This window comes from Streptomyces sp. NPDC043876, from assembly GCF_056435825.1.
The window spans coordinates 1-22,147 of record NZ_JBWKDV010000018.1 but is presented as its reverse complement, the minus strand read 5'-3'; the positions used below and the strand labels follow the sequence as shown (position 1 = coordinate 22,147).

At 68.4% G+C, this 22,147-nt stretch carries 16 protein-coding genes and 6 pseudogenes; 13 read left to right on the top strand and 9 right to left on the bottom strand.

Annotation, left to right across the window (positions count from 1 at the left end; translation table 11 throughout):
• Positions 1-146 precede the first annotated feature (146 nt).
• The 4 genes and pseudogenes from AC0693_RS36025 (at position 147) to AC0693_RS36010 (ending at position 3,724) form a co-directional block, all read left to right on the top strand.
• On the top strand, positions 147-413 hold the full coding sequence (locus AC0693_RS36025; protein ID WP_478804207.1) for a MoaD/ThiS family protein: 267 nt from the start codon (positions 147-149) through the stop codon (positions 411-413).
• 389 nt (positions 414-802) lie between these two features.
• A pseudogene (locus AC0693_RS36020) lies at positions 803-2,295 on the top strand (NF041680 family putative transposase).
• A 74-nt stretch (positions 2,296-2,369) separates the two neighbouring features.
• Entirely contained in the window at positions 2,370-2,843 is a 474-nt protein-coding gene (locus AC0693_RS36015) for a hypothetical protein (protein WP_478804206.1), read from the top strand.
• A gap of 125 nt (positions 2,844-2,968) precedes the next feature.
• On the top strand, positions 2,969-3,724 hold the full coding sequence (locus AC0693_RS36010) for a 2-phosphosulfolactate phosphatase (RefSeq protein ID WP_478804205.1): 756 nt from the start codon (positions 2,969-2,971) through the stop codon (positions 3,722-3,724).
• Positions 3,725-3,776: 52 nt separating this feature from the next.
• Here the strand turns inward: AC0693_RS36010 and AC0693_RS36005 are convergent.
• A pseudogene (locus AC0693_RS36005) lies at positions 3,777-3,958 on the bottom strand (IS5-like element IS4811 family transposase); the annotation flags it as partial.
• Positions 3,959-4,086: 128 nt separating this feature from the next.
• Here AC0693_RS36005 and AC0693_RS36000 point away from each other — a divergent pair.
• On the top strand, positions 4,087-4,752 hold the full coding sequence (locus AC0693_RS36000; RefSeq protein ID WP_478804204.1) for a hypothetical protein: 666 nt from the start codon (positions 4,087-4,089) through the stop codon (positions 4,750-4,752).
• Positions 4,753-4,916: 164 nt separating this feature from the next.
• Here AC0693_RS36000 and AC0693_RS35995 read toward each other — a convergent pair whose 3' ends face one another.
• Positions 4,917-5,453: a hypothetical protein gene (locus tag AC0693_RS35995; RefSeq protein ID WP_478804203.1), complete on the bottom strand. Its 537-nt coding sequence runs from the start codon at positions 5,451-5,453 to the stop codon at positions 4,917-4,919.
• Between the two features lie 390 nt (positions 5,454-5,843).
• Complete coding sequence (locus AC0693_RS35990; RefSeq protein WP_478804202.1) at positions 5,844-6,791, bottom strand: alpha/beta fold hydrolase; 948 nt, start codon at positions 6,789-6,791, stop codon at positions 5,844-5,846.
• An 88-nt stretch (positions 6,792-6,879) separates the two neighbouring features.
• Here AC0693_RS35990 and AC0693_RS35985 point away from each other — a divergent pair, with 88 nt between their 5' ends.
• The 5 genes and pseudogenes from AC0693_RS35985 to AC0693_RS35965 all read left to right on the top strand — a co-directional run bounded on the left by AC0693_RS35985 (position 6,880) and on the right by AC0693_RS35965 (position 12,105).
• Positions 6,880-7,662 (top strand): TetR/AcrR family transcriptional regulator, encoded by a 783-nt coding sequence (locus AC0693_RS35985; protein WP_478804201.1) that lies wholly within the window; start codon positions 6,880-6,882, stop codon positions 7,660-7,662.
• 459 nt (positions 7,663-8,121) lie between these two features.
• A pseudogene (locus AC0693_RS35980) lies at positions 8,122-8,590 on the top strand (MarR family transcriptional regulator).
• Positions 8,591-8,744: 154 nt separating this feature from the next.
• Complete coding sequence (locus tag AC0693_RS35975) at positions 8,745-10,670, top strand: sensor histidine kinase (RefSeq protein ID WP_478804200.1); 1,926 nt, start codon at positions 8,745-8,747, stop codon at positions 10,668-10,670.
• A complete protein-coding gene (locus tag AC0693_RS35970) occupies positions 10,634-11,287 on the top strand; it encodes a response regulator transcription factor (RefSeq protein ID WP_392900409.1) in 654 nt (217 codons plus the stop codon). The genes AC0693_RS35975 and AC0693_RS35970 overlap by 37 nt, the downstream gene beginning before the upstream one ends.
• 155 nt (positions 11,288-11,442) lie before the next feature.
• Positions 11,443-12,105: a VC0807 family protein gene (locus AC0693_RS35965; RefSeq protein WP_478804199.1), complete on the top strand. Its 663-nt coding sequence runs from the start codon at positions 11,443-11,445 to the stop codon at positions 12,103-12,105.
• A 446-nt stretch (positions 12,106-12,551) separates the two neighbouring features.
• Here AC0693_RS35965 and AC0693_RS35960 read toward each other — a convergent pair whose 3' ends face one another.
• From AC0693_RS35960 to AC0693_RS35945, 4 genes and pseudogenes are all read right to left on the bottom strand, one after another.
• Entirely contained in the window at positions 12,552-14,093 is a 1,542-nt protein-coding gene (locus AC0693_RS35960) for an ISL3 family transposase (RefSeq protein WP_478804198.1), read from the bottom strand.
• Between the two features lie 82 nt (positions 14,094-14,175).
• A pseudogene (locus AC0693_RS35955) lies at positions 14,176-14,727 on the bottom strand (IS256 family transposase); the annotation flags it as partial.
• An 843-nt stretch (positions 14,728-15,570) separates the two neighbouring features.
• A pseudogene (locus tag AC0693_RS35950) lies at positions 15,571-16,047 on the bottom strand (IS5 family transposase); the annotation flags it as partial.
• Positions 16,023-16,295 carry a hypothetical protein gene (locus AC0693_RS35945; RefSeq protein WP_478804197.1) on the bottom strand — a complete coding sequence of 91 codons (273 nt, stop codon included), beginning with the start codon at positions 16,293-16,295 and terminating at the stop codon, positions 16,023-16,025. The pseudogene AC0693_RS35950 and the gene AC0693_RS35945, both read right to left, overlap by 25 nt.
• An 83-nt stretch (positions 16,296-16,378) precedes the next feature.
• Between AC0693_RS35945 and AC0693_RS35940 the strand changes: the two are divergent.
• Positions 16,379-16,537 (top strand): annotated as a pseudogene (locus tag AC0693_RS35940) (HNH endonuclease signature motif containing protein); the annotation flags it as partial.
• A 504-nt stretch (positions 16,538-17,041) separates the two neighbouring features.
• Here the strand turns inward: AC0693_RS35940 and AC0693_RS35935 are convergent.
• Positions 17,042-17,203 carry a hypothetical protein gene (locus AC0693_RS35935; protein WP_478804196.1) on the bottom strand — a complete coding sequence of 54 codons (162 nt, stop codon included), beginning with the start codon at positions 17,201-17,203 and terminating at the stop codon, positions 17,042-17,044.
• A gap of 714 nt (positions 17,204-17,917) precedes the next feature.
• On the opposite strand from AC0693_RS35935, the gene AC0693_RS35930 reads away from it, so the two are divergent.
• Positions 17,918-19,009 (top strand): hypothetical protein, encoded by a 1,092-nt coding sequence (locus AC0693_RS35930; protein ID WP_478804195.1) that lies wholly within the window; start codon positions 17,918-17,920, stop codon positions 19,007-19,009.
• 50 nt (positions 19,010-19,059) lie between these two features.
• Here AC0693_RS35930 and AC0693_RS35925 read toward each other — a convergent pair whose 3' ends face one another.
• The gene (locus AC0693_RS35925; RefSeq protein ID WP_478804194.1) at positions 19,060-21,036 is read right to left on the bottom strand and encodes a hypothetical protein; all 1,977 of its coding nucleotides are present in this window, start codon (positions 21,034-21,036) and stop codon (positions 19,060-19,062) included.
• Between the two features lie 386 nt (positions 21,037-21,422).
• Here AC0693_RS35925 and AC0693_RS35920 point away from each other — a divergent pair, with 386 nt between their 5' ends.
• Complete coding sequence (locus AC0693_RS35920; RefSeq protein WP_478804193.1) at positions 21,423-21,749, top strand: hypothetical protein; 327 nt, start codon at positions 21,423-21,425, stop codon at positions 21,747-21,749.
• Positions 21,750-22,147: the final 398 nt, after the last annotated feature.

Here is a 22,147-nt window from a genome sequence, read left to right as displayed (position 1 = left end):
TGCCACCTGCGGGCTGCGGCGAGGTCATCTGTGCATGAGGGACCATCGCCTGTCATGCCGACGGTGGTTTGGCTGCAAGCTGCCTTGTACTGCCAATTGCTGCGTGCCAGCCTCGCCATGTCTTGATCAACAATTAGGGAGAGAGCATGGAGTTCGGCTTTTCCGGTTTGCTGTTGAGGTTCACCGACTACGAGCGGGCCGCGACGGTTCAGGCTTCAACGTTGGGTGAGGCCTTGAGCTCCTTGAGGCTTCGGTTCCCGCAGCTGGGCCCAGTGCTCTGGGACGGTAACGGCAACGTTCAGAGGGTCCACCGAGTCATTGTCAACGGGGAGGTCGTCGCTCCTGACATGAGCAGGCCCCTTACAGAGACGGACAGCGTCGAATTCCTTACCGCCGTCGCGGGGGGCGCATAGAGGCAGGTCGCTGGCTACCGCACCGCACTCGGCAGGCCTGGTCCAGGTGTCAGGCAGACCTTGGCGGCCGCGAAACCGGCGGGCGGTCCGGAGCGCAGCTTTCGGGGCTTCGTCTGGGGGGCTTGCATTGGGCAGGGCCTTTCTGGGCGCTGGTGGTGACGGTGTTTTCGCCCTGCTGCGCTCGGGGGTTCTCGGGGCCTGGGTGCCAGGGGGTCGGCCTGCCGCAGGATTCGAGGAGGTCGGCGCGCTGCGGCACGTTCAGCTTGCCGTTTAACGTCCGGGCATCGAACGGGCTCGAACTTGTCCGGCGTCTTTCCAGTTCACCGGGGGTATCAGGGGCTGGGAAGTGATCCTTGGGGCAGGTTCGCTGCTGCACGGAGGCCGGGATCGTGGAACTGGTCGAGCCCAAGGATCAACGGGACGCGTTCACAACGGTGGTGGAGTTCCGATCGGAGCTGTACGCGTGCATGGTCTCCGGAAGTGACGCATTGTTTGAGCTGTGCGATGCCCTGCTGTGCTCCGATGGGCCGGTCCGTACTCTCGTGGACCTCGCCCTCGCGCCCGAGCATCGGAGGGGCCACGGCGCCCTGTACTCCGGTCTGAGCCGAGGCCGGATCGACGTTGCCCGGCTGCGGCGGGCCCTGGCCGGGGTGCCCTTGCCCAGGGCCGGGGACGGCCGCCTGGTGTTGGCGGTCGACGTATCCCCATGGCTGCGACCGGACGCCGATACGTGCTCGGACCGCTCCTTCTGCCATACCTTCGGCCGCGGCCTGGGCAAGCACCAGATGGTTCCCGGCTGGCCATACTCGATCGTCGCCGCCCTGGAAACCGGCCGTACCTCGTGGACGGCATTGCTGGACGCGATCCGACGGGAGCCCGGCGCGGACCTGACCGCGGTCACCGCCGACCAGGTCCGCGACGTCATCGAACGTCTCGTGGAAGCCGGCCAGTGGCGGCAGGGTGATCCTGATGTCCTGATGTCCTGGTCGTCCTGGACGCCGGATACGACGCACCCCGAATCGCGCACCTCTTGTCCGATCTTCCGGTCGAGGTGCTGGGGCGGCTCCGCTCGGACCGGGTGATGCGCAAGCCCGTTCCGGTGCCGTGGATCTGCCCGCCTCAGGGCGGTCGCCCGCCCAAGCATGGCGGCGAGTTCGTCTTCGGCCGACCCGAGACCTGGGGCGAGGACACCGCGGTGACCGTCACCGACACCGACCGATACGGGACGGCGACCGCGCAGGCATGGGATCGCCTGCACCCCCGGCTGACCCGGCGGGCGGCGTGGCTCGACCACGAGGGATTGTTGCCCATCATCGAGGGCACCGTGATCCGGTTGACGGTCGCGAAACTGCCCAGCGGCGGAGTGAACAGGCCCGTCTGGCTGTGGTGGTCGGGCACCGGGGCCGGCCCCGCCGACGTCGACCGGTGCTGGCAGGTGTTCCTCCGCCGCTTCGATGTGGAGCACACCTTCCGACTACTCAAGCAGACTCTCGGCTGGACCAAGCCGAAGCTGCGGGACTCGGCGGCGGCAGACCGCCGGACCTGGCTCGTCCTGGCCGCACACGCTCAGCTCCGTCTCGCCCGCCCACTCGCTCAGGATCTACGTCGACCATGGGAGCGGCCCGCGGAAGCGAACAGGCTCACCCCGGCGCGGGTCCGGCGGGGGTTCAGGAACCTACGGGCGAAGACGGGCACGCCAGCCGGTGCACCGAAACCCACACGGCCCGGCCCCGGCCGCCCGCTGGGCTCGAAGAACCGACAGCCCGCCGCCCGCTACGACGTCGGACGAGTCCTCGCCACCGGCGAGTCCTACACCCGACCCGCACACCACAAGGTGGGCACCAAACCCAGACGCAGCTCCGAATCGAGTGCGGCAGCGTGAATCTCCGGACCGACAGCATGGAGGCCGTGCGACGATTCGTTGGCCAACAGGGCCACGAGCGGGAACGAAGGACGATGGAATACATCAATCTGGATGCACAGGTCGGCAACCTGGCAGGCGTCCTGTCCCCGGCTCGATACCTGGAGCATCTGCCGTCGCTGGCAGACGATCTGCCAGCCGGGGCCCGGGCATTCGCCACTGCGCCAGAGCACTACGACTTCTCCAGCAAGCGGTGTGTGAAGGACCTGGAGCTCCAGCACGTCAGGAGTGTCGAATCTGATGACGAGCAGATGGAGATCCAGTTCCGGCACAACTGCTGGAAGCACGACGAAGACCTGGTCATCCGCTACACAGGTGTCTCCAGCTTCGATGGCGGAAGCATCGAGGACAACGACTGGGCGACCGCCGGAACGGTCATCCTCGACGAGGTCCTGCCCCACCAGAACGGTTGCAGTCACGAGATCGCGTTCTGGAACGGCTCACTCACCGTCGTCTGCCATGACCTCGTCGCGACCTGGACCGCGGCTGACTGCCCCGACAATTCATAGACCAGCAGGGCCCCCGATCGCCGAGGTTAAACGGCAAGTTGAGTACTTGTTTCCGATCCTGGAGCCCACTCGACTCGACCTCGGTGGTGGTGGGGGCTCGCCAGTTGCTGGCATGATCGGCGTTCATGGGAAGCTGGTTCATGCAGGCAGGACACGGGGTGCGATTTGAGTGGGGCCCTGTCGGCGCGGCTCGTCTCGCGGAAGACGTCGCCTGTCTTGTCGTCGTTGACGTCCTCTCGTTCACCACGTCGGTGACGGTCGCGGTGGAGGCGGGAGCTCAGGTCTTTCCTTATCGCTGGCGTGACGAGACTGCTGTGTTGTTCGCCGACCAGATCGACGCCATGTTGGCGGTAGGGCGGAGAATGGCCACCGAGACCTCACCGTGGTCACTGTCGCCGGCCGCATTGCGGCGTGCTCCCTTCACGCCTCGGCTGGTGCTCCCCTCGCCCAACGGATCCACCATCGCCGCCTCTGCCGGACAATCCACCGTCGTCGCCGCATCTCTGCGGAACTCAACCGCTGTCGGCCAATGGCTCGCTGATCAGGGCTATGGAACGGCTGAACGACCTGTCGCAGTCATTGCCTCGGGCGAACGCTGGCCCGATGGCAGTCTCAGGCCGGCGCTTGAGGATCTGCTCGGAGCTGGAGCTGTGATTGATTCTCTGCGCCGACTTGGCAGAGACCAGCTCTCGCCGGAGGCAGCGGTGGCAGCGGCAGCCTTCGCGGGCGTCACGAACGTCGGTGCCGTCGTCGCGGACAGCTCCTCGGGACGAGAACTCATCGACGGGGGTTATGCCGATGACGTCGCCATAGCGACGGAACTGGACGCTTCCATCGTGATTCCCGTCCTCAGCAGTGGTGCCTTTACTGCCGCTGGATGACAGCCTGGACTCGTAACTCCCGTCAAGCCGCCTGTTCGAGTTCGGTCTGCCTGGCTGTGTGCCGTGGTGTCCACTGGACGGGCTTGCGGGTGATGCGTCGGGTCATAAGGGTGATGGCGGCCCATGTGATGAGGGCTTCGCTGTGTTGGACGAGCCTCTCGTAGTCGCGGGCGTGGCGGCGGGCGTGCATGAGCCATGCCAGGATACGTTCGACGACCACCGGCGGGGCAGGATGTCGGCGTACTTCTCTGGCTGCGCCGCGGGGTACAGAGGTATGTGCACCAGTCCGCTGGTCGAGTTCTGACCTCTGACCTCTGCCGCCTGCTGGCCTGTCTGCCGGTGCCGTAGGCCAGACTGTCCGGATGGCCGTGGACACAGTGCTCGCATCATCGGACGACATGCGTAACTACCTCGTCGATCAGTTCAACCTTGTGCTGCGCAGGCCGGGGATGTACGGCGATGTGGAGCTCGCCGCTTGGATGGCGATAGACCATCTGCTCTTCCTTGAGCAACGGCCCGAGGTTTGGGGTGACCAGAAGCACGCCTGGGGCGAAGTAGGCCTTTGGCCCCCCACTGGCGTCAAAGGCGCCATCAATCGTCTGCTTGCATCCGACCACGATGCCAGCGTGGCCTCCGTATACGCGGAGTTCGCATGGCGACAGGGGTGGCTCAATCCCGACCGAGTGCTGGACGCCGAGACATACGCGTCAATGCGGAGCATCATCGGTCCGTGGGCCCAGCACGACCGAGTGTGGGCGGATGTTCTTGCTGCCTTCGGTCCTCCGTCGGTGCTGTTCGGCGGAACCAACCCGCTCTACGGAAAAACCCTCGGATATGTCACCAAGGACATCGCAGAGCCGATGATCTCCTTCCACCTGTGGAACGGCACCGAGCCTGGATCCGATTCGTCATGGCCCCCGGATCGGGAAGCGCCGTTGCTTCTCGCGGTCCGCTGTGGTGATGGCCCGTTCGCCGATCGATTCACGTTCACACCGGAAGGTCAGCGCCGGCGCCCGGAGATCGCCTGACCCCCGTGACGCGCGAACTCAAGTTCAGGCTGCGTCTGTGTCGCGTTCGATGGCGGCGAGTCGGTTCGAGCGCACGTTCGCGTGGTCGATGAACTCCCGCCGCCCGGCCCGGGACTACGAGACGCTGCCGGCCAGCAGCGAGGCGGTGATCCGGTGGTCGAGTATCACGCGGATAAGCCGGCGTCTGGCACGGCCACGGGCCGCCGACCAGCACTGAACATCCCGGACACCTCCAGGAGGAGCCACCCGCGTTCCGCCAGGCGCCTGGCCTTCGACCGCACTCCCTCGACCTTCGCCGGCGTCGTCCCAAGGCCCAGCTCCGCCGCGATCTCCTTGGCCATCACTGGCCCCCTGCCCGCGGACCGCCGCCCAAGCACGCCCAGGATCCGCTGGTAGTCGGGCGCGAGCACGGTCACCGGCAGCCCGCCCCGCCAGGGCGGCACCACCGACCCCGGCACCGGTGAGGGCACCGTTTCCTGCTTCGCCTCGGTCACGGCAGTCGTCTCGGCGGCGGACACGGCCAGGGCCTCGACGAGCTCCTCCCGCGCGATCACCCGCCGGTCCAGTTCGATTTCCGCGGCCTCCAACACCTCAGCCAACCGCGCGGCTTCCTCCCGCAGGCCCTCCACCCGCACCCGGGCAGCCGCCTCCCGCACCTCCAGCATTCCCAACACCGACGCCACCGCGCACCCCTCGGTCATGAAGCGGATACAAGATGCCGCGTGCCTCCCTCACCCCGAGCGAAACCATGCCTGAACAGCGGAAATCAAGGAATCACGTTCGGTTGAGATACGGCTTCTGAAGCCGACGGGACGCTCGCGGGCGTTGCGCGCGTGGAGCCCCCGTGCCGCGTGCAGGACGATCTCCGCGCGCCGCCGTAACCGGTACGGGGTCTTCTTGCCGTAGGCCATCTTCTTCAACCGCTCGCGCTCGGCGGCGGTCGCGGCTATCGGGCAGGCCGGGGCAACGGGCATGGCAGGCGGGCCGCTCGGGGTAAGTGGATCACGACGGATGGCATCCTGCCGCGTCCGGCGCCTCAACGATCCGGCACTATGGCCACCGTGCCCACGGCGCCGGAGTGCACCGGGCTGTCACTCGCTCAGCGGCTGTCCGAACACGCCCGCACTGCCTGACCGCAACTGGCGGACTGCCAGGTCGCTGACCTGGTGGGCGATGTCGGTCCACAGGGCGGCGGGGAGGTCGTGGCCGACGCCCGGGTAGGTCACCAGGCGGGCGCCGTCGATGGCCCGGGCGGTGGCGCGGCCCGCGCTGACGCGCAGGATCGGGTCCTGCTCGCCGTGCAGGACCAGGGTGGGTCGGCGTAGTTCCCTGAGCCTGGGTCCGTGCCACTGGGCGCCGATCTGGCGGCTCTGCGCCTTGTTGTCGCGCGGGCCGCTGTCCACGTCGGCCTCGACCCAGGCGCGGGCCGCGGCCTCGTCGAAGGGGTGGCCGGGAGAGGCGATGCCGCGCCAGACGGTGAGGGCGGCCTCGATGTCGCCCTCGCGGCCCTCGGGGAACTTGGTCCGGGCGAGCTTGGCGAGCAGCCCGAACCGCAGGTAGCGCAGGACCCCCAGCCCGGAGACGTCGCTGGGCAGGGCCGCCGAGGAGGTGACGCTGAGCACCCGGTCGGGGTGTCGCAGCGCGATCCGCTGGGCGATCGCGCCGCCCAGGGAGTGGCCGAAGACATGGGCTCGCTCCCAGCCGAGTTCGTCCATCACAGCGATGGCGTCGTCGGTCATGTCCTCGGAGGTGTAGGCGTCCCCGCGCTTGGCGAACAGGGCCTTGAAGGGGTTGGTGGTGGCGGTGTCCGGCATCCGGGTCGACTGGCCGGCGTCGCGCTGGTCGTAGCGGGCCACGGCGAACCCGGCGTCGCCGAAGGCCTGGCACAGTCCGGCCGGCCACCAGAACCGGGCGGTGGCCAACCCCATGATCAGCAGCAGCGGTTCGCCCTCGGCGCCCTTCAGTTGGTCGAAGGCCACCTGCACGTCGCCGTTGTGCGCGTACCGGGTCGACGTCCACTGCTGCTGCACCTGGGGCATGTCGGCTCTCTTCCATCTACTGCGATCACTGTTCGCAGTTCATGTGGCCTAAAGTACTGCATACGTCGTTCGCAGAAAAGGAGGGGTCATGACCGAGCCGTCCGCCCACAGCATCTGGCTGCGCCCCGAACGCGCCGGACGCGGTCCGACGCCCACGTTCGACCGCGACCGCATCGCCGCCGCCGGGATCGCCCTGGCCGACGCGGACGGCCTGCTCGCCGTCACCATGCGGGCCGTGGCGGTCGCCCTCGGGGCCGGGCCGGCATCCCTCTACCGCTATGTGGCCACCCGCGACGAACTGCTGGAACTGATGATCGACCAGGTCAACGGCGAGATCTCCTACGCCGGGCTCGGTTCCGGACACTGGCTCGACGACCTGCTCGCCCTGGCCCGCCAGAGCAGGAGCGTCTACCTCGCGCACCCATGGCTGCTCGACGCGACCGCGGCGAGGACCCCGGTGGGGCCGCACGCGGTCACCTACCTGGAGCACGCCCTGGCCGCGCTCGCCGACGTCGACGTCAGTCCCCGGACCAAGCTGGAGGCCATCGCGATCCTCAATGCCGTCGTCTCCACTCTGACCCGCGCCGAGGAGATCCAGCGTCTCGCCGAGCAGACCATCCCGCAGTGGCAGCAGGCCCAGGCGGAATACCTCACCCAGGTCGCCATGGCGGGCCATCACCCGCACCTCACCACCGCCCTGATCAGGCAGCCGCCCGAGGCCGAGGATTCATCGGAATCGCTCTTGGACCGCATCCTCACCCGCGTACTCACCGGGCTCCTTCAGCCCGACGACATCGGAGCGGCCTCCGTGCGCGGTCGCGCGAAGGCAGAGCCACCCGCGGCCAGTCCGGGGTCGACCGCAACCTCCTGATGCCTCAACAGGAGAGTCATGCCCGAGCTCTCACCTCCCGCGACGCTCCGCCCCCTCACAAATGACCATCTGTGAGAGTGGCGACAGGCAGTTTCGGCGGCACCCCGGGAGATCCCCAGACTGCGCCTGCGGCCGCCTCTACCTGGCCGTCCCCGAGATCTAGCCGGACCTCACGCACAACAACAGCGGGAGTCAACCCCAGAGGGATTTCCGGCGTCGACCACTAAGGGGGCGGTGGTGTACCGCGTGCGTGAGTTCGGCAGTGCGGTTGCCGACATCGTTCGCGAACTCGGCACACTCTACTTCTGAAGCGTGTCAGGGGTTCCGTCGTCCAGACCGTGCCGCTGAACGGGACCGCAATCGGCGCCCTTGCCCTCAACCTAAGTTGAGGCCCTACGGTCTTCTTATGGTCGGCACAGCGTGCGGACTTCGCACCGACGCACGAAGAGGATAGATCTCATGACGAACCAGCCGATGACCGATGCCGAGCTCGCCGGACAGCCAGCGGCGTACTGGAGCGGTGTCGCCCATGAGGCACTCATCGCTTACACCCGGGCCCAGCAGGCAGCAAAGGGCTACACACAGCCCCAGTTCTGGCTCCTGCGCAACCTGTCGGCGAACGACATCTTGCCCGACGGCGCGGGCATGACGCTGCCCGAGCTGCGGCAGGCCATGGCCTCCTACCTCCGGCCCGAGGACGATCTGGCGGCGGAGGCCGGGGTCCTACTGGAACGTGGCTGGCTGAGACGTGACACCGAGGCCCGGCTGTAGCTCACGCAAGAGGGTGAACAGGCCCGCGTCGACCTCGCGCGCCACGCCCCCGCGATCCGCGCCGCCCTCCACGACGGGATCGGGTGATGCGGACTACGTCACCACGGTGAGGGTGCTTCAGCGGCTTATCCGCAATGCGGGCAAGAGCGTCGCTTGACCTGGACGTCGCCTCCTGGGCCCGTCTGGAACGGACGTGCCAGACTGGGTGGGTGCTTGCTCCGATCGGCCGGGATGAACGACACGGGGTGCCGACCGGAGCGGTCTGCGCCCAGGCGCGCCTGCGCGCGTACGCCACGGCGTCCCTGCGCGGCGTGGCGCTGGCGGCGCTGGGCGTAGTGGGGTTGCTGGCCGTGCTGCCCGCCGTGGTCGCGGTGGCCCTGGGCATGGTCGGCGTGCTGGATTCGGTGCGGCGGCTGCCGTGCATGCGGCGCGAGTTGGCCGGGCGGTGGTCGGACGTACCCGTCGGCGATCCCTACCTGCCCGAGCCGCCGGATCCCCGGCCGCGCGAAAGCGGTATGTACCGCGACGGCAGGCAGCTGTACGTCTCGTACGACGCGGTGGTACGGCGCCGTCGCGCCCGCCAGATGCGACGGGACCCGGCGACGCTTCGGGACCTGGCGTGGATGCTGCTCGACCCGTTGGTCGGGGTACCGGTGGCGGCGTCGCCCGCGGTGCTGGTGGGCGCCGGCCTGTACGGCGTGGTGGTATGCGTGGGCCGGGCCGTCGGCGGCGCGGGCCTGACGTGGGCGGCGGCGGCCGCCGGTGCCGGACTTGCCTCGGTGGTGACGGGGCTGACCGCGGGGCCGTTGCTGTTGCGGGTGCACGGGCGCTGGACCCGGCTGTTGCTGGCCCCCCGACCCGCGCCGCCGGCGGGGCCGGCCGGGAAGAAGCGGAACACCCTGACCGGCCGTCTGCAACTGCTGGGCGCAGCACTGCTGTTGTCGGCGCTCGCGCTGGTCGGCTCGTTGCTGGCCGCCGTGCAGGTGGTGGCGCTCGTGGTCAGCTTGTGCACCGGCCTGGTGGAGGTCTTCCCGAAGGCCGTGCGATTCGGCCGCCGCTTCGTCGCGCTGGGCCGACGGCTGGCAGCGGACCTGGCGGGCGTGGAGATCCCGGTGCCCTATCTGGACGCGCCGAAGCCGGTCGAGCGGGGCGCGGACGGCCATTACCGATACGGGCGCCGCCTGTACCGGTCTCCTTACCTGGTACGGCAGTTGCAGCTGACCCGCCACACTCTGACCGATCCGGCGGTGTGGCGGGACCTGCTGTGGCTGGCGGTGGGTCCGGTGGCGGCCGCCGCGCTGCTGCTCGTCCCGCCGCTCGTCGCGGGCTTCGCCCTGTTCGGGCTGGTGGTGCCGGGCTCGCTGGACGCGCTGACGGATGGCGCGGGCCCGTACAGCTTCTGGGACGAGACGCTGCGGCAGTTGCCACCGGTGCAGCAGCTCGCCGGCGTCCCGTGGCTCGCTGTCCCGGTGGGTGCGGTGCTGGTGGCGGCGGCCGTCTGGGTGGCGCCGTACGCGCTTGCGGCGCACGCCCGGTTCGGGAGGCTGCTGTTGCGGCCGACGCGGCACGCTCAGCTGGCGCGTCGGGTGCAGCGGCTGACCGAGAGCCGCGCGGACGCCACCGGCGTGCAGGCCGCCGAGCTGCGCCGGATCGAGCGGGACCTGCACGACGGTGCCCAGGTGAGCCTGGTGTCGATCGGGATCACCCTGCGTATGGTCGAGCGGCGGCTTGGCGAAGATGCGCCGGAGCTGCGGGAGCTGGTGGCTGAGGCGCGCCGGCAGTCGGCAACGGCGCTGGCGCAGCTGCGGGACCTGGTGCGGGGCATCCATCCGCCGGTGCTGGCGGAGCGGGGCGTGGGCGACGCGGTGCGGGCGATGGCGCTGGACTGCCCGCTGGACGTCGAGGTGACGGTGGACGTCCCCGGGCGCCCGGAGGCCCCGGTGGAGGCGTGCGCGTACTTCGCAATGTGCGAGGTTCTCGCCAACGCGGCCAAGCACTCGGGGGCCTCCAGGGTGCACATCGGCCTGTGGCACTCGGACGGGGCACTGCGGATGACGGTGACCGACGACGGCTGCGGCGGCGCCGACCTTGACCGGGGCACCGGGCTGCAGGGCGTGCGCCGGCGGCTGGGTACCTTTGACGGAGATCTTTTCGTGAGCAGCCCGGTGGGCGGCCCGACCGTCGTGACCATGGAGCTGCCGTGCGTATTGTCCTCGCCGAGGATCAATTCCTGCTGAGGGACGGGATGGTGCGGCTGCTGGAGTCCTACGACTTCGAAGTCGTCGCGGCCGTCGACAACGGGCCCGAACTGGCGCGGGCCCTGCTGGCACACCGCCCGGACATTGCGCTGGTCGACGTACGGCTGCCCCCCACGTTCACCGACGAGGGCCTGCAGGCGGCTCTGGCAGCGCGGCGCGAGGTGCCCGGGCTGCCGGTGCTGGTGCTGTCGCAGCACGTGGAGCAGTTGTACGCCCGGGAGTTGCTGGCCGACGGTCGGGGCGGGATCGGCTATTTGCTCAAGGACCGGGTCTTCAGTGACGAGGAGTTCGTGGACGCGCTGCGCCGGGTGGCGGGCGGCGGGACCGCGATGGATCCCGAGGTGATCTCCAAGCTGGTGGGGCGCAGCGAACACAAGGGTCCGCTGGCCTCGCTGACCGGGCGCGAGCTCCAGGTGCTGGAGCTGATGGCGCAGGGCCGGTCCAACGCGGGCATCGCCCTGGAGCTGCATCTGAGCGACAGTGCCGTCAGCAAGCATTCGGCGAGCATCTTCACCAAGCTGGGGCTGGTGCAGGACAACACCGACAACCGGCGGGTGCTGGCGGTGCTGGCCTACTTGAACCCGCCCCAGGGCTGACGGACGACGACGCCCCCGGGAGGGGTGGAGTTTTCTGCACCCCAGGTCTGCTCCCTTCTGCATTCCGGCCCCCTGCCCGCCCCCGTAGCGTCAGGGAGCAGTGGACGGACCGGAGAGCGGTCCGGGTGGGGCGCGAGGCCAGGGAGTGTGCGGGGATGACGGGCAAGGGCGAACAGCGGGCGGCGGTCGCGCAGCCGGAGACAGTCGCGAAGGCGGACCCGAAGGTGCTGCTGATGCGCACCGCCTTCATGGATGTCGGCGTGCCGCTCGGCCTCTACTACGGGCTGCGGGCGGCAGGGATCGGGCAGTGGCTGTCCCTGCTGGTCAGCGGCGCCCTGCCGCTGGGGCAGCTGGTGTACAGGACGGTCACCGAGCGCCGTGTGGCGGCCGTCACCCTCTTCACCCTGAGCGTCATGGTCTGTGGCACCGCGATCACGCTCGTCACGGGGGATGCCCGGCTGCTGCTGGCTCGCGAGAGCTACCTGACGGGGCTGCTCGGCTTTTGGATGATCGGCACCCTGTTCGCCGAGCGCCCCTTCATCTTCACCACCATGGTCAAGATGCTGCCCGAGGAGACCGCCCGAGCCTGGCACAGCAACTGGGAGCGGCACGCGCGCTTCCGCCGTGTGATGCGCTGGATGTCGCTGGCCTGGGGCGCCTCCTTCCTGATCGACTCCGCCGCCCGCGTCGTCATGGCGTACGCCCTGCCCGTCGACCTCGTCCCGGTGCTGTCGGTCATCCTGCTGGTGGGCATGCTGACGGCCGTCGTCCGGATCAGCAAGGCGTATGGCCGCCGCGTCATGGCGGACATCGGCTGACCTCCCGAGCCGGGCACGGCGTTCAGAGTGCGCCGAGAGTGATCTCCGTTGCCGTCAAAGCCGGGCTGTTTGTTCGTGTGCGACGAAGTGTGAAGGCGACTGCGGGTCAAGCGACTGTCGCGCCCGCGTTGTGGATCAACCGCTGGAGCACCTTCACCGTGGTGATGTAATCCGCGTCGTCGATGCCATCGTGGAGGGCGCACGCAAGCTGATGGCTCGTTTCGGCTGCTGGAGCCCCAAATTCCTTCGTAGGGAACGCGGCGGCGCCCAGTGGCTTCACGGCGGTGTTCGAGTGGTGAGGTCCGCTACGCCTGTCGCCACCCGGGTCCGTGAGGCCTCCGGGTAGATCGTGCGGACGGCCTGGCCGCTGGGTGGTGGCAGCCTCGTGGGCGCGGTCTGTGAAGTTTTCGGCTCTGTCTCACATTCGGTGGTAACGCTGGGTGGTGTTATCCGAGGAGGATGCGGTGCCGGAGCAGGGTGAAGCCTGCTCGTCCGTGCATCTGGCGGCCCAACCGCTTGGTCTTGGTGTTGATCCCTTCGGTCGGGCCGTTGCTGTATGGAAGAGTGACCGCGGCGATGACAGCGTCACGGTCTCGCTCAAGTCCGCGGGCGAAGGCGTGCAGGTGCGGCAAGTCGGCAGTACGGATCTGGGCGATCCAGCGATTGAGCGCGTCGACGTTCTCGGGCCGGGGCTTCAGGAGCTGGGCGAAAGTCCGGACGGCGCCGGCCAGGTCGGTCATCTCGGGGCAGGCGGCAGTCAGCTGGTCCAGGAGATCGCGATGCCCGCTCGTGAGGTTCTCGGGCCTGCTCAGTAGCATCCGGGTAAGCCTGCGCGGGGAGATGTGGCTGCGGTCGGCGTCCGCGCGGCCTTGGTTGATGTACTTGTGCAGGAGGTTCAGGCAGCCGGTGAACCCGAGAGCCTTGATCTCTTCGAAGAGGTGCTGGATGGGAACAGCAGGGTCCTCGGCCCGGCGTTTGCGCAGGTGCTCGCGATAGGGATCGACGAGACTGGCCCGGTACTTGGGGACGCGGAGCATGCGCTCGGGTCGGTCGGCGCGGGCATAGCGTTTGACAGTGTTCAGGGACAGTTGCAATCGGCGGGCGCATTCGAGCAGGCTCACATGCTGCTGGAGGAGGCCGTGGACCTGATGCCAACGCTCGAGCGTCGTTTCGGCTCGTAGTCCTTCATAGATTGGAGTGTCCAGCACGGCGGCCCAGCAGGTGCTGTGTGCCTTGACCTCGTTCAGGGCGGTTTCGCAGAGGTTGTGCCACAAGTGCCACCGGTCGCTGACCTGCACTGCGTCGGGCAGGGCACGGCGGATGGCTTCGGCGTAGGTCGTGGAGCCGTCGCGGCATACGACCTCGACACCCGGATGCTCGCGCAGCCACGCTTCCAGCGTGTCGGCCGTACGGTCGGGCAGCACGTCAATCCGCTCATGCGTTTCCGCGTCGATCACCACGGTCGCGTACCGGTGGCGCCGGCGCAGGGCAAAAGCGTCGACACCGATCACGCGGGGCACCCGCCCGGTGGGCAGCGCAATACGAAGCAGGGTCCGCAGGGCCGTGTGACGCGACAGGCCCATCGCGAGTATCTCCAGCAGACGCGATCCCGCACGGCCCGCTAACTCCTTGACCACGGCCTTGATCTGCTTGGTCAGACGGGTTGTGCGCCGCTGGTATCGCTCCAGTACCCCGGGCAACTGCTCGCGGAAAGTGTGGCGGCAGCCCCGGGTAGGACACACCAGACGCCGTACCCGGACCCGGACCACGACCCGCCGGCCGTCGAGCGGCAGGTCGGCGACCGTCCGCCAGTGATAGCCGTGCACCCGCCCAGAAAGCACCCCGCACACCGGGCAGGCTGCGATCTCCCTTGGAGTCCGTGCCCTCACGACCACGCGCTCACCCTCGTCGACCACATCCTCGACGACCAGCGGGGATATCCCCGAAAACACCGTTGCCACCAGCTCGTTGAGACTCTTCACGCTCACATCAACGACCTACGCCACTCTGCGTCACCACCGAATGTGAGACAGAGCCAAGTTTTCGGTGTAACTGGGTTGGTTTGTAGGTTCAGATTCGGTTGTTGGTGAGGCGTCCGTCGAAGGCGATGTCGAAGGCCTGGAGGGCTCGCTTCCAGCGGGTGGTCCAGCGTTTGCGGCCGGCGCCGGTCGGGTCCAGGGACATCACCGCGAGGTAGACGCACTTCAGAGCTGCGTTCTCTGAGGGGAAGTGCCCGCGGGCCCTGACCGCCCGGCGGATCCTGGCGTTGACGGACTCGATCGCGTTGGTGGTGCAGACGATCCGGCGGATCTCGGCGTCGAACTGCAGGAACGGGACGAACTCGGCCCAGGCGTTCTCCCACAACCGGACGATCGCAGGGTACTTCTGGCCCCATTCCTCGCAGAACTCGAGGAACCGGCTGGTGGCAGCGTCTTCGGTCGGCGCGGTGTAGACCGGCTTCAGCGCCTTCGCGATCTTGTCCCAGTCCTGGCGGCCCGCATAGCGGAACGAGGCCCGCAGCAGGTGAACGACGCAGGTCTGGACGACGGTCTTGGGCAAGACCTCGCCGAACGCGTCGGGCAGGCCCTTCAGCCCGTCGCAGACCAGCATCAAGACGTCCTCACACACCTCGCTCCCGAAGTTCAGGACCTCGTGAAGACGAAGTCCATGCCGCTCGACGCGGCACGCTCCCTAGGCAAGCTGGCCCGGGACGGAGCATGGACCGGCAAACAACAGCTGGAGTGGTGGCGGTCCGAACAGGAACAGCGCACCGCAGCCTCCGCCGAGCGGTCCGCCGTCCCGAACAGCCGTAAAGGTCTCCGCGTCTGCCACGGAGCAGCAGGAGGCCGGCAGCAGAGCGGAGCCTGCTGCCTCGCAGGCGTCGGCAGGGGTGGCATCCGTTTCCCGGGCAGGCCCATCCAGGTGCCGGCACCAGCGAGGCAGATGGTCCGAACCCGCACAAGCCCAAGATGTTTCCGTACTTGGACGGCATCGAAGCGGCCGGTCACTTGATCCGCAAAATGCCGCCTACCGAGTTCGCCAAAATGCTTGCTGTGCTCAACCGCCACACAGAGAGCCAGGAAGCCGTTCCGGCTCACTGAACCAACCAGCCCAGAGGGCCCACCTACGCCGCGGTGTAGGTGGGCCCTCTCATATCCCCCTTGGGTAATGTGTGATGTGCGTCACTCGACTGATTGGGCCATGCGGGTGAAGCTGTGGCGCGATGAGATTTCTAGGGCCCGATGAAAATCGGCTGGTGGGGGATCGGCAAGAGAACGTGGTGCGCTGTCAAGTCGGCTCGGTTCCGCAGCCTTGCTTCCCGTGAAACACCGCATCTCACCTGGGGCTTGACGGTCCCTCGGACGTTCGTTCATGGCCGTTCAGACCTCGGTGCTGCGTAAGATTCGACCCGTTCGGCACCGTGAGCGCGCTGGGTCGGCCGGGGTCTAGGCCGTTTCTTAGCGATCACCTCGCGGCCCAGATGTGGATGGCCGCGAGGTGGAGGGCCGCCTGGTAGACAGTCGCGGTCTTGTCGTAACGAGTGGCCAGGCCGCGCCACTGCTTGAGCTTGTTGATGCAGCGTTCGACGGTGTTCCGCTGCTTGTAGACCTCGCGATCAAAGGCCGGCTGACGGCCGCCTCTTCTGCCGAGCCGCCTGCGATTGGCGATCTGGTCGGCAGGCTGCGGGATCACGGCCCGGATCCCGCGTCGACGCAGGTGTTCGTGGATCGCGCGGGACGAATACGCCTTGTCGGCCAGCACGACGACGGGGCGGGTTCGGGGCCTTCCTTTCCGCCTCGCCACCCGGATTGCGGCCATGACCTGGGGGAATGCCGGTGCGTCCCCGGCCTGGCCGGGTGTGAGGACGAACGCGAGTGGCCGGCAGTGGCCGTCGGAGGCGAGGTGGATCTTCGTGGTCAGCCCGCCGCGGGATCGTCCGAGGGCATGGTCGGCCGGCTCGCCTGCCGGAACCCGCGCACCGAGGCCAGGGGCGTTTCAAAGCCCTGATGATCAAGCCACCAGATCGCGACCGACGACCCGCCTGCGACCAGCCATGATCTACTCACCACCGTGCAGCTGTGCGCCCGACGCCGCCGATAGTCCAACTCCTCCCAGGCCATGATCGCTTCGCGACTCACTAGACTGGCCGCCGCCGGCTGCGCCTGCCCGTTAGGGTCGCTGCGAACCATGTAATCAGACAGTCATACGAGGATCCGCCCCTCGGTGCGGGCACGGCCGAAGCGGCGCGAGGTAATCGCAGCGGGCAACAACACTGCGGCACGGCTCCGGTGGGTGCTCCGTAAGGCGGGCTCTGCGGAGTGCCGCACGGTGCGGGGTAGCGTTCCTGCCGTCCGCTGTCGACGTGAACCACATAGAGCCGCTGACCCTCGGGGGCTCGGACGCGGACGGGAACGTTCCACCGCTCTGCCGTCCGTGTCATCGCGAAGACTTCGGGGCTCGGACTCGCCGTTCTGACGCTGCCCGCGTGAGCTACTTACCAGGCAGGCGGCTTGCTCCCCATCGGCGGTTACTCCTCGAAGACATCAATGGCTGGGTACTCAGTTTCCTCTTCGATGACGATCTCGTAAGACGCCTGAGCTTCGGGGGCATCCTTGCGACCTTCCGGGGTGCTCTCGTCAGACATAGCTACCTCCTTACTTACTGGCCCGGCACGGTGTCGACCCACGCGGATTTTCCCATGATCATCCGCAACGCAACAGCTATCCCCCGGCCACGATTGGGAGGCACCCCATGCCCTGCAAGCCCCGTACCCCCTGCCCTACCCTCGGGTGCCCAGAGCTGACTTGGCTGACAAGCGTCTCCGACACGGCTGGTCAGGGCCGCCGCGCAGCGGGCCCTGACTAGGCCCTGCGTCCGCTGCGCGGCTTGGACGCCAGCCACCCAGAACCCTGACGACGTCGCAGGCCAGATCGTGTTAGTTGTAGTTCAGGAAGGTCTCGGGGAAGTAGACGGCAGAGTTGATCACGGTCAGGGCGCCCATGGTGAGACCGGGAGCCGAAGGGTTTGGGTCGGCCATCATGGCCGCGGAGGCCGACGGCACCAGTAGGCCCACGGAGAGCACCGACGTGGTGATCACTGACGCGACCCGGGCACGAGTGCGAGCGCATTGCAACATGTTTGTCCTTTCGGTGGTCCGCGCTGATCGCGGTCATACCGCCCAACTCCATAAACGACGCAACGCTGCGGACGACCTCCCCTCAATCGAGTGACTGCCCGCGCAAGCCCCCGCCGGAGGCCATCGCGGAGCTGACCAGCCTGCTCGCCCCAGGGGGACGCCCGCCGCCGATCCGCCCGGACTGCACCAGCGACCGTCAAGCCGGCGTTGCCAACCCGGTCGCTGCCTCCTCTCTGACCGCACCCACCTACGTCCACCTACAAACCTGGACTGCATCGCATGGCTGCATCCATTCCCGACGCTGTCCAGGGCTGTTGCCCGGGCTGTACGAAACTGCGCTGGCTGCGTCCGGGCACCGGCCGCTGCGCCTGGTGCTCGCGCACGTGTCCGGGCTGTGGCGGAGGCAGGCGTGCGACGGAGGAGAGCTGCGCGGCGTGCCGCCGTCGTGCAGCAGGCCGGCCCGCGCCCGGTCCGTGCCGGCGTTGCGGCCGCCGCCGGACTCTGGAGTCGGCGACCCAGCGGTGTCGGCCGTGCTCCGATCCCGCGATGGCGGAGCCTCTCGTCGCGTGTTCGGGATGCGGTGCCCTGTCTCAGTGGGCGCGGGGGATGTGCAAGGCCTGTTACGAGCAGTCGCCGCATACGGTGGAGACCCGTGCGGCCAGCTGGGCCGGAAGGTTGCCGCAGAGACCTTCCTGGTGGGATGCCTTCACCGCGGATCTGGCGACTCACCGGCACGCCTTCTACGCCGCGGATGCCATTGCCCACACAGCCCGTCTGATCCTCGATGCCGGCACTGCCGACCCGCGTTCGCTCCTCATCCACGCGCGCGGCAAGACTTCGTGGCTCGGCCGGCTCCTCGCCGACTTCTTCCGCGCCCAGCACCTCCTCGGGCCCGGTGAAACCGAGGACGCGAGAGCTGCTGCCCGCCGGGAACGCCGCATCCAAGCTGTCCCCGCCCCGCTGCGCCCCGCCGTTCGCGGCTTCGCAGAGGCGCTGCTGGTCCAGCGTGAGCGGGCTGAGGGGCTGGGGCTGCAGCCGAATCGGCTGAAGACCATCGAGGTCCGCCTCGACACCATTCGGGACCTGGCGCTCTACGCCCATGCGCAGGGACACACCACGTGGGCAACCTTGAGGATTACGGACTTGGAAGCGTTCTTGGCCCGCAACCCGGCCCGCCGGGCCTCCTGGCTCGCGGGACTACGCCCGTTCTTCGCCCACGTCCACCGCACCGGCGTGGTCCTCCACAATGCCGGTGCGCTCCTCGATGCCCCACAGTCACGCGGTTTCCGGGGCACGACCCTCACCCTGGCCGAGCAGCGTGTCCTCTTCCGGCGCTGGAGCAGCGGCACGGACGTCCACCCGCACGAGGCGTTCATCGGACTGGCCGCGCTCCTCCACGCCGCGACCACCACCGAACTGCGCCTCCTCACCCTCGACCACGTCAACACCGACTGCCGCAGGGTCCGCTTTCCCGGCCGCTCCATCAGCATCGAACTCGACACCGCGACCTGGAACGCACTCAAGGACTGCCTCGGCCACCGGACTGCCCTGCGCACCGACAACCCGCACATGCTGGTAACCCGACTGACCAGAATCACCACCGGTCCGGCCGGCCCAGCCCACATCCGCGACAGCCTGGCCCCCGTCGGCCTGCTGCCTCGCGTCCTGCGCTCCACGCGGCTGCTCACCCTCGCTGGCGAACTCGATCTCAAGCAGCTCACCGCAGCGCTGGGCATGTCCTATGCCGGCGCCGCGCACTACCTGTAGCCGGGGTGAGGGCCTCAACGCCCGTCTGGAAGGCCGCGGCGATGGACGGGTCACCCGCAGACGGCGAGGAGTTCGTCGACAGCAGCGCGGATGTCTTCATCCTGGGTGAAGCCGCGCCAGGCGCCGCTGCTGCGTAGCCGCAGGTCATGGTGGGTTACGGCGTGCAGGAGTTGGGCGGCGGGCCGCGCGGCGGGGCCGATCTGTGCCAGGTGGCGCACGGCGGGGAGCATGACGGGAAGGTAGTCGCCCTTGGCCAGGCCCTGTACGGCGGTCATCAGCGCGGGGACAGCGGTCTGTGTGTCGCCGGTGGCGGCCCACAGGGCGTGGGCTGCCTCGACGCGGGACCAGGGGTCGGTGTCGGTGGTCATCGCCCGGAGCCGGTTCGCGAAGCCGGCAGCATGTAGGCCGAGGTCGGCGAGCTTGCGCAGGGCAGGACGCGGGATGTTTCCCTGAGGCGCGGCCCGTTCGAATGCCTCCAGGAGCGGTCCGGGCTCACCACTGACTTTCCAGTAGGCCCATGCCGCGAGCTCCGTGTGCGTCCCCCCTGCGTCCGCCCGGGCCAGCAGCAGTTCCCGGGCCCCGTTGCCCGCAGGTCCGATGCCGGCGAGGGCGAGCGCCGCGCCGCCCCAGTTCCGGTCGTCCTCCATGAGGTTGAGAAGCTCCGGAACCGCTGCCTTCGCGGCAGGGCCCCAGCCCGCAAGCACCCGGCAGAAACGGTTGATGACCAGCTCGTCCGTGCTCGTACTGAGCTGGCCGCAGACCGCTGGCAGCAGTCGCTCGATGTGGTCCGCAAGGTATCCGAGTACCTCCGGGAGCGAGGGGAGGACCGCATGGTGCCAGCCGGCGGTGGCGGGGTAGCTGGCGGAGTTCGACGCGAACCCGGACCGCGCGCCGGCCACCAGCTCGATCAGGCCCGGCAGGCACCGCGGATCGTTCATCCTGGCCAGCGCCCACAAGGCGGCCTCGCTGACGGTCTCCTGCTTTCGGGTCGTCCTCGCAGCGTTGTCGCCGAGCAGTGCGGCGACCTCGTCGGCGTGGGCAGAGGCTGCGGGACCAAGGCAGGCCAGCAGCTCGGCTGCCCGGAATCGGGCCTCGCAGGCAGGGTCGTTCAGACGGGCGGCGATGCGGAGGAGAAGAGCAGAGGCAGGGGAGCGCCACTGGGCCAGCAGCCCTGCTGCCTGGGCCAGGGCGCCGGTCCTCTGCTCTTCGGCGACATGGTCGTTCAGCAGGCCAAGAGCGAAGCCGGTGGACGGCCCGGGAAACAGGGCTGCGGTCCGGTGCTGGACACCCTGTACTCCGGAGTCCATCGCCGTAGTGTGGCGCCACAACTCGACACTGGGGTCCCGGACTGCCTCCAACAACAGCTCCAGCCGCTGTTCGGGAAGGTCCGGCTTGCTTGGGGCGAGTGCGTGCACTGCGGCCAGGCGCACTTGCGCCTCAGGGGCATCGAGCAGCCCCTGAAGGAGGTCGAAGACTTCGGCGGCGTGCACGCCCGCGGGCTGTCGCAACACAGCCTGCCCGAGTGCGAGGATCACATCGAGCCGGGTCGCTGGATCATCCTCGGCCTGCCACCGCCTCAGCAGCGAAGGCAGAGTCAGCTCACCAGAGCTGCCGCAGACACCGACCACGTCAGCGGCGTCCCGCCGAATCCAGGGCTCAGGGTCCTCCAGCAGGACCAGAACCTCAGGCAGGACTCGCTCCCACGCTGGCCGCCAGCCGGGATCGAGGAACTGCTCGCGGACCTGCTGCGCCTCCGACGCCAGCCTCGCCACCAGCTCCATCACCGTGCGACGACATTTCACCTCTGCCGCCGCGGCAAGAAGCAGGAGGAAGGGCAGCGCAGCTGATGCGGCAGAGCAGACCCAACCGCCTTGATGAAACAACAGGTTGAGCAGGTCACACGCTGCGTCCTCGGCATCGCCCGGGTCCGGCCCCGCGCACCTGCGCAGCAAGTCGGGCACGTCCTCGGCCGACCCGTAGTTGTGCTTCAGTGCCGCCCAGTCGACCTCATCCAGTCCCACCCACATGCAGCGACCCTACCGCCGCACCAGGTGTGGTGCTCGGCCTCGTTGCCCGAGTTTACCCGCATACCAGATTGAGTCACAGAGTGGTCGTGGCCCTGGCTGCTGGCAGCACGGTGGGGGTGTGGTGGTCTGGTGGGATCGAGGCAGTGCAAAGAAGAAGTAGCTGGCTGTGGGGGAATAAGGCGTTGGGTCTGTGGGACGTCAAAGAGGACGGGGAGCGTGAGCAGTGGGTGTGGAGCCCGCTGGTTGGCGTGGGTCTGTTGGAGTTCGGTATGAGGTCGGACGAGGTGGCTGCGGCGCTCAGCGGCCCGGAACCCCGTACACGGACTTGTGCCGAGTATCCCGACCGGAGTCGGGTGCCAAGCTGGGAGCGATACCCCGACCCTGGGGTGGCGCTCTACTACACGGGTGCGGGCCACCTGGCGGCCGTGGCCGTTGATGCCCTGAATGGCCCTCAGGTCACTGTGGACGGTATAGGTCTGGTCGGGCGTGTTCCCTCGGAGGCCGAGGACTGGCTGCATGCTTATGCCGAAGAGCATGCGCACACGGATTTGAAGTACGCCCCGGACGGGAATCCGGTCTCAGGCGACCTGGGCCTGTTCATCCGCGTCCAGCGGGCCGGCGACATCGTCCTGACCCGGCCGGTCTTCCTCTTCAAAGGCTGGACCGGAGACATGTGGGACTGCATCCCCGCCGAGGAGTGGCACACCTTCTGACCCACCTCGCACCAGGGCAGTGCGAGCCGTCTCACGCGTGCTGACTGCCTGGACTGATCGACCTTTCCCCGGTACCCAGGAGACGGTGGCCCCGGTGCTCACTGCTGCTGGCCGCCCGCGGAGTGGGCTGGTCCTGGAGGCGGAGCCGGAAGGGCCGGGGGTGGGAGCGAAGCGGACGCCGCAACGAGCCGAAGGCTCGGACCCCGTGAAACGGGGTCATTCAGGCCTGCGAAGCAGGCCGTTGGGGGTGGAGCGAAGCGAGACCCCCAACCCGTCCGGAGCGAAGCGCAGGACACCGGCCCGAAGGGCCGGCCCTGGCTCGGCGAAGCCGAGCCCCGCCGAGCGAAGCGAGGCGGTTCTCTCCTGAGCGCGCAGCGCTCAGGTACCCGCTCCGCGGG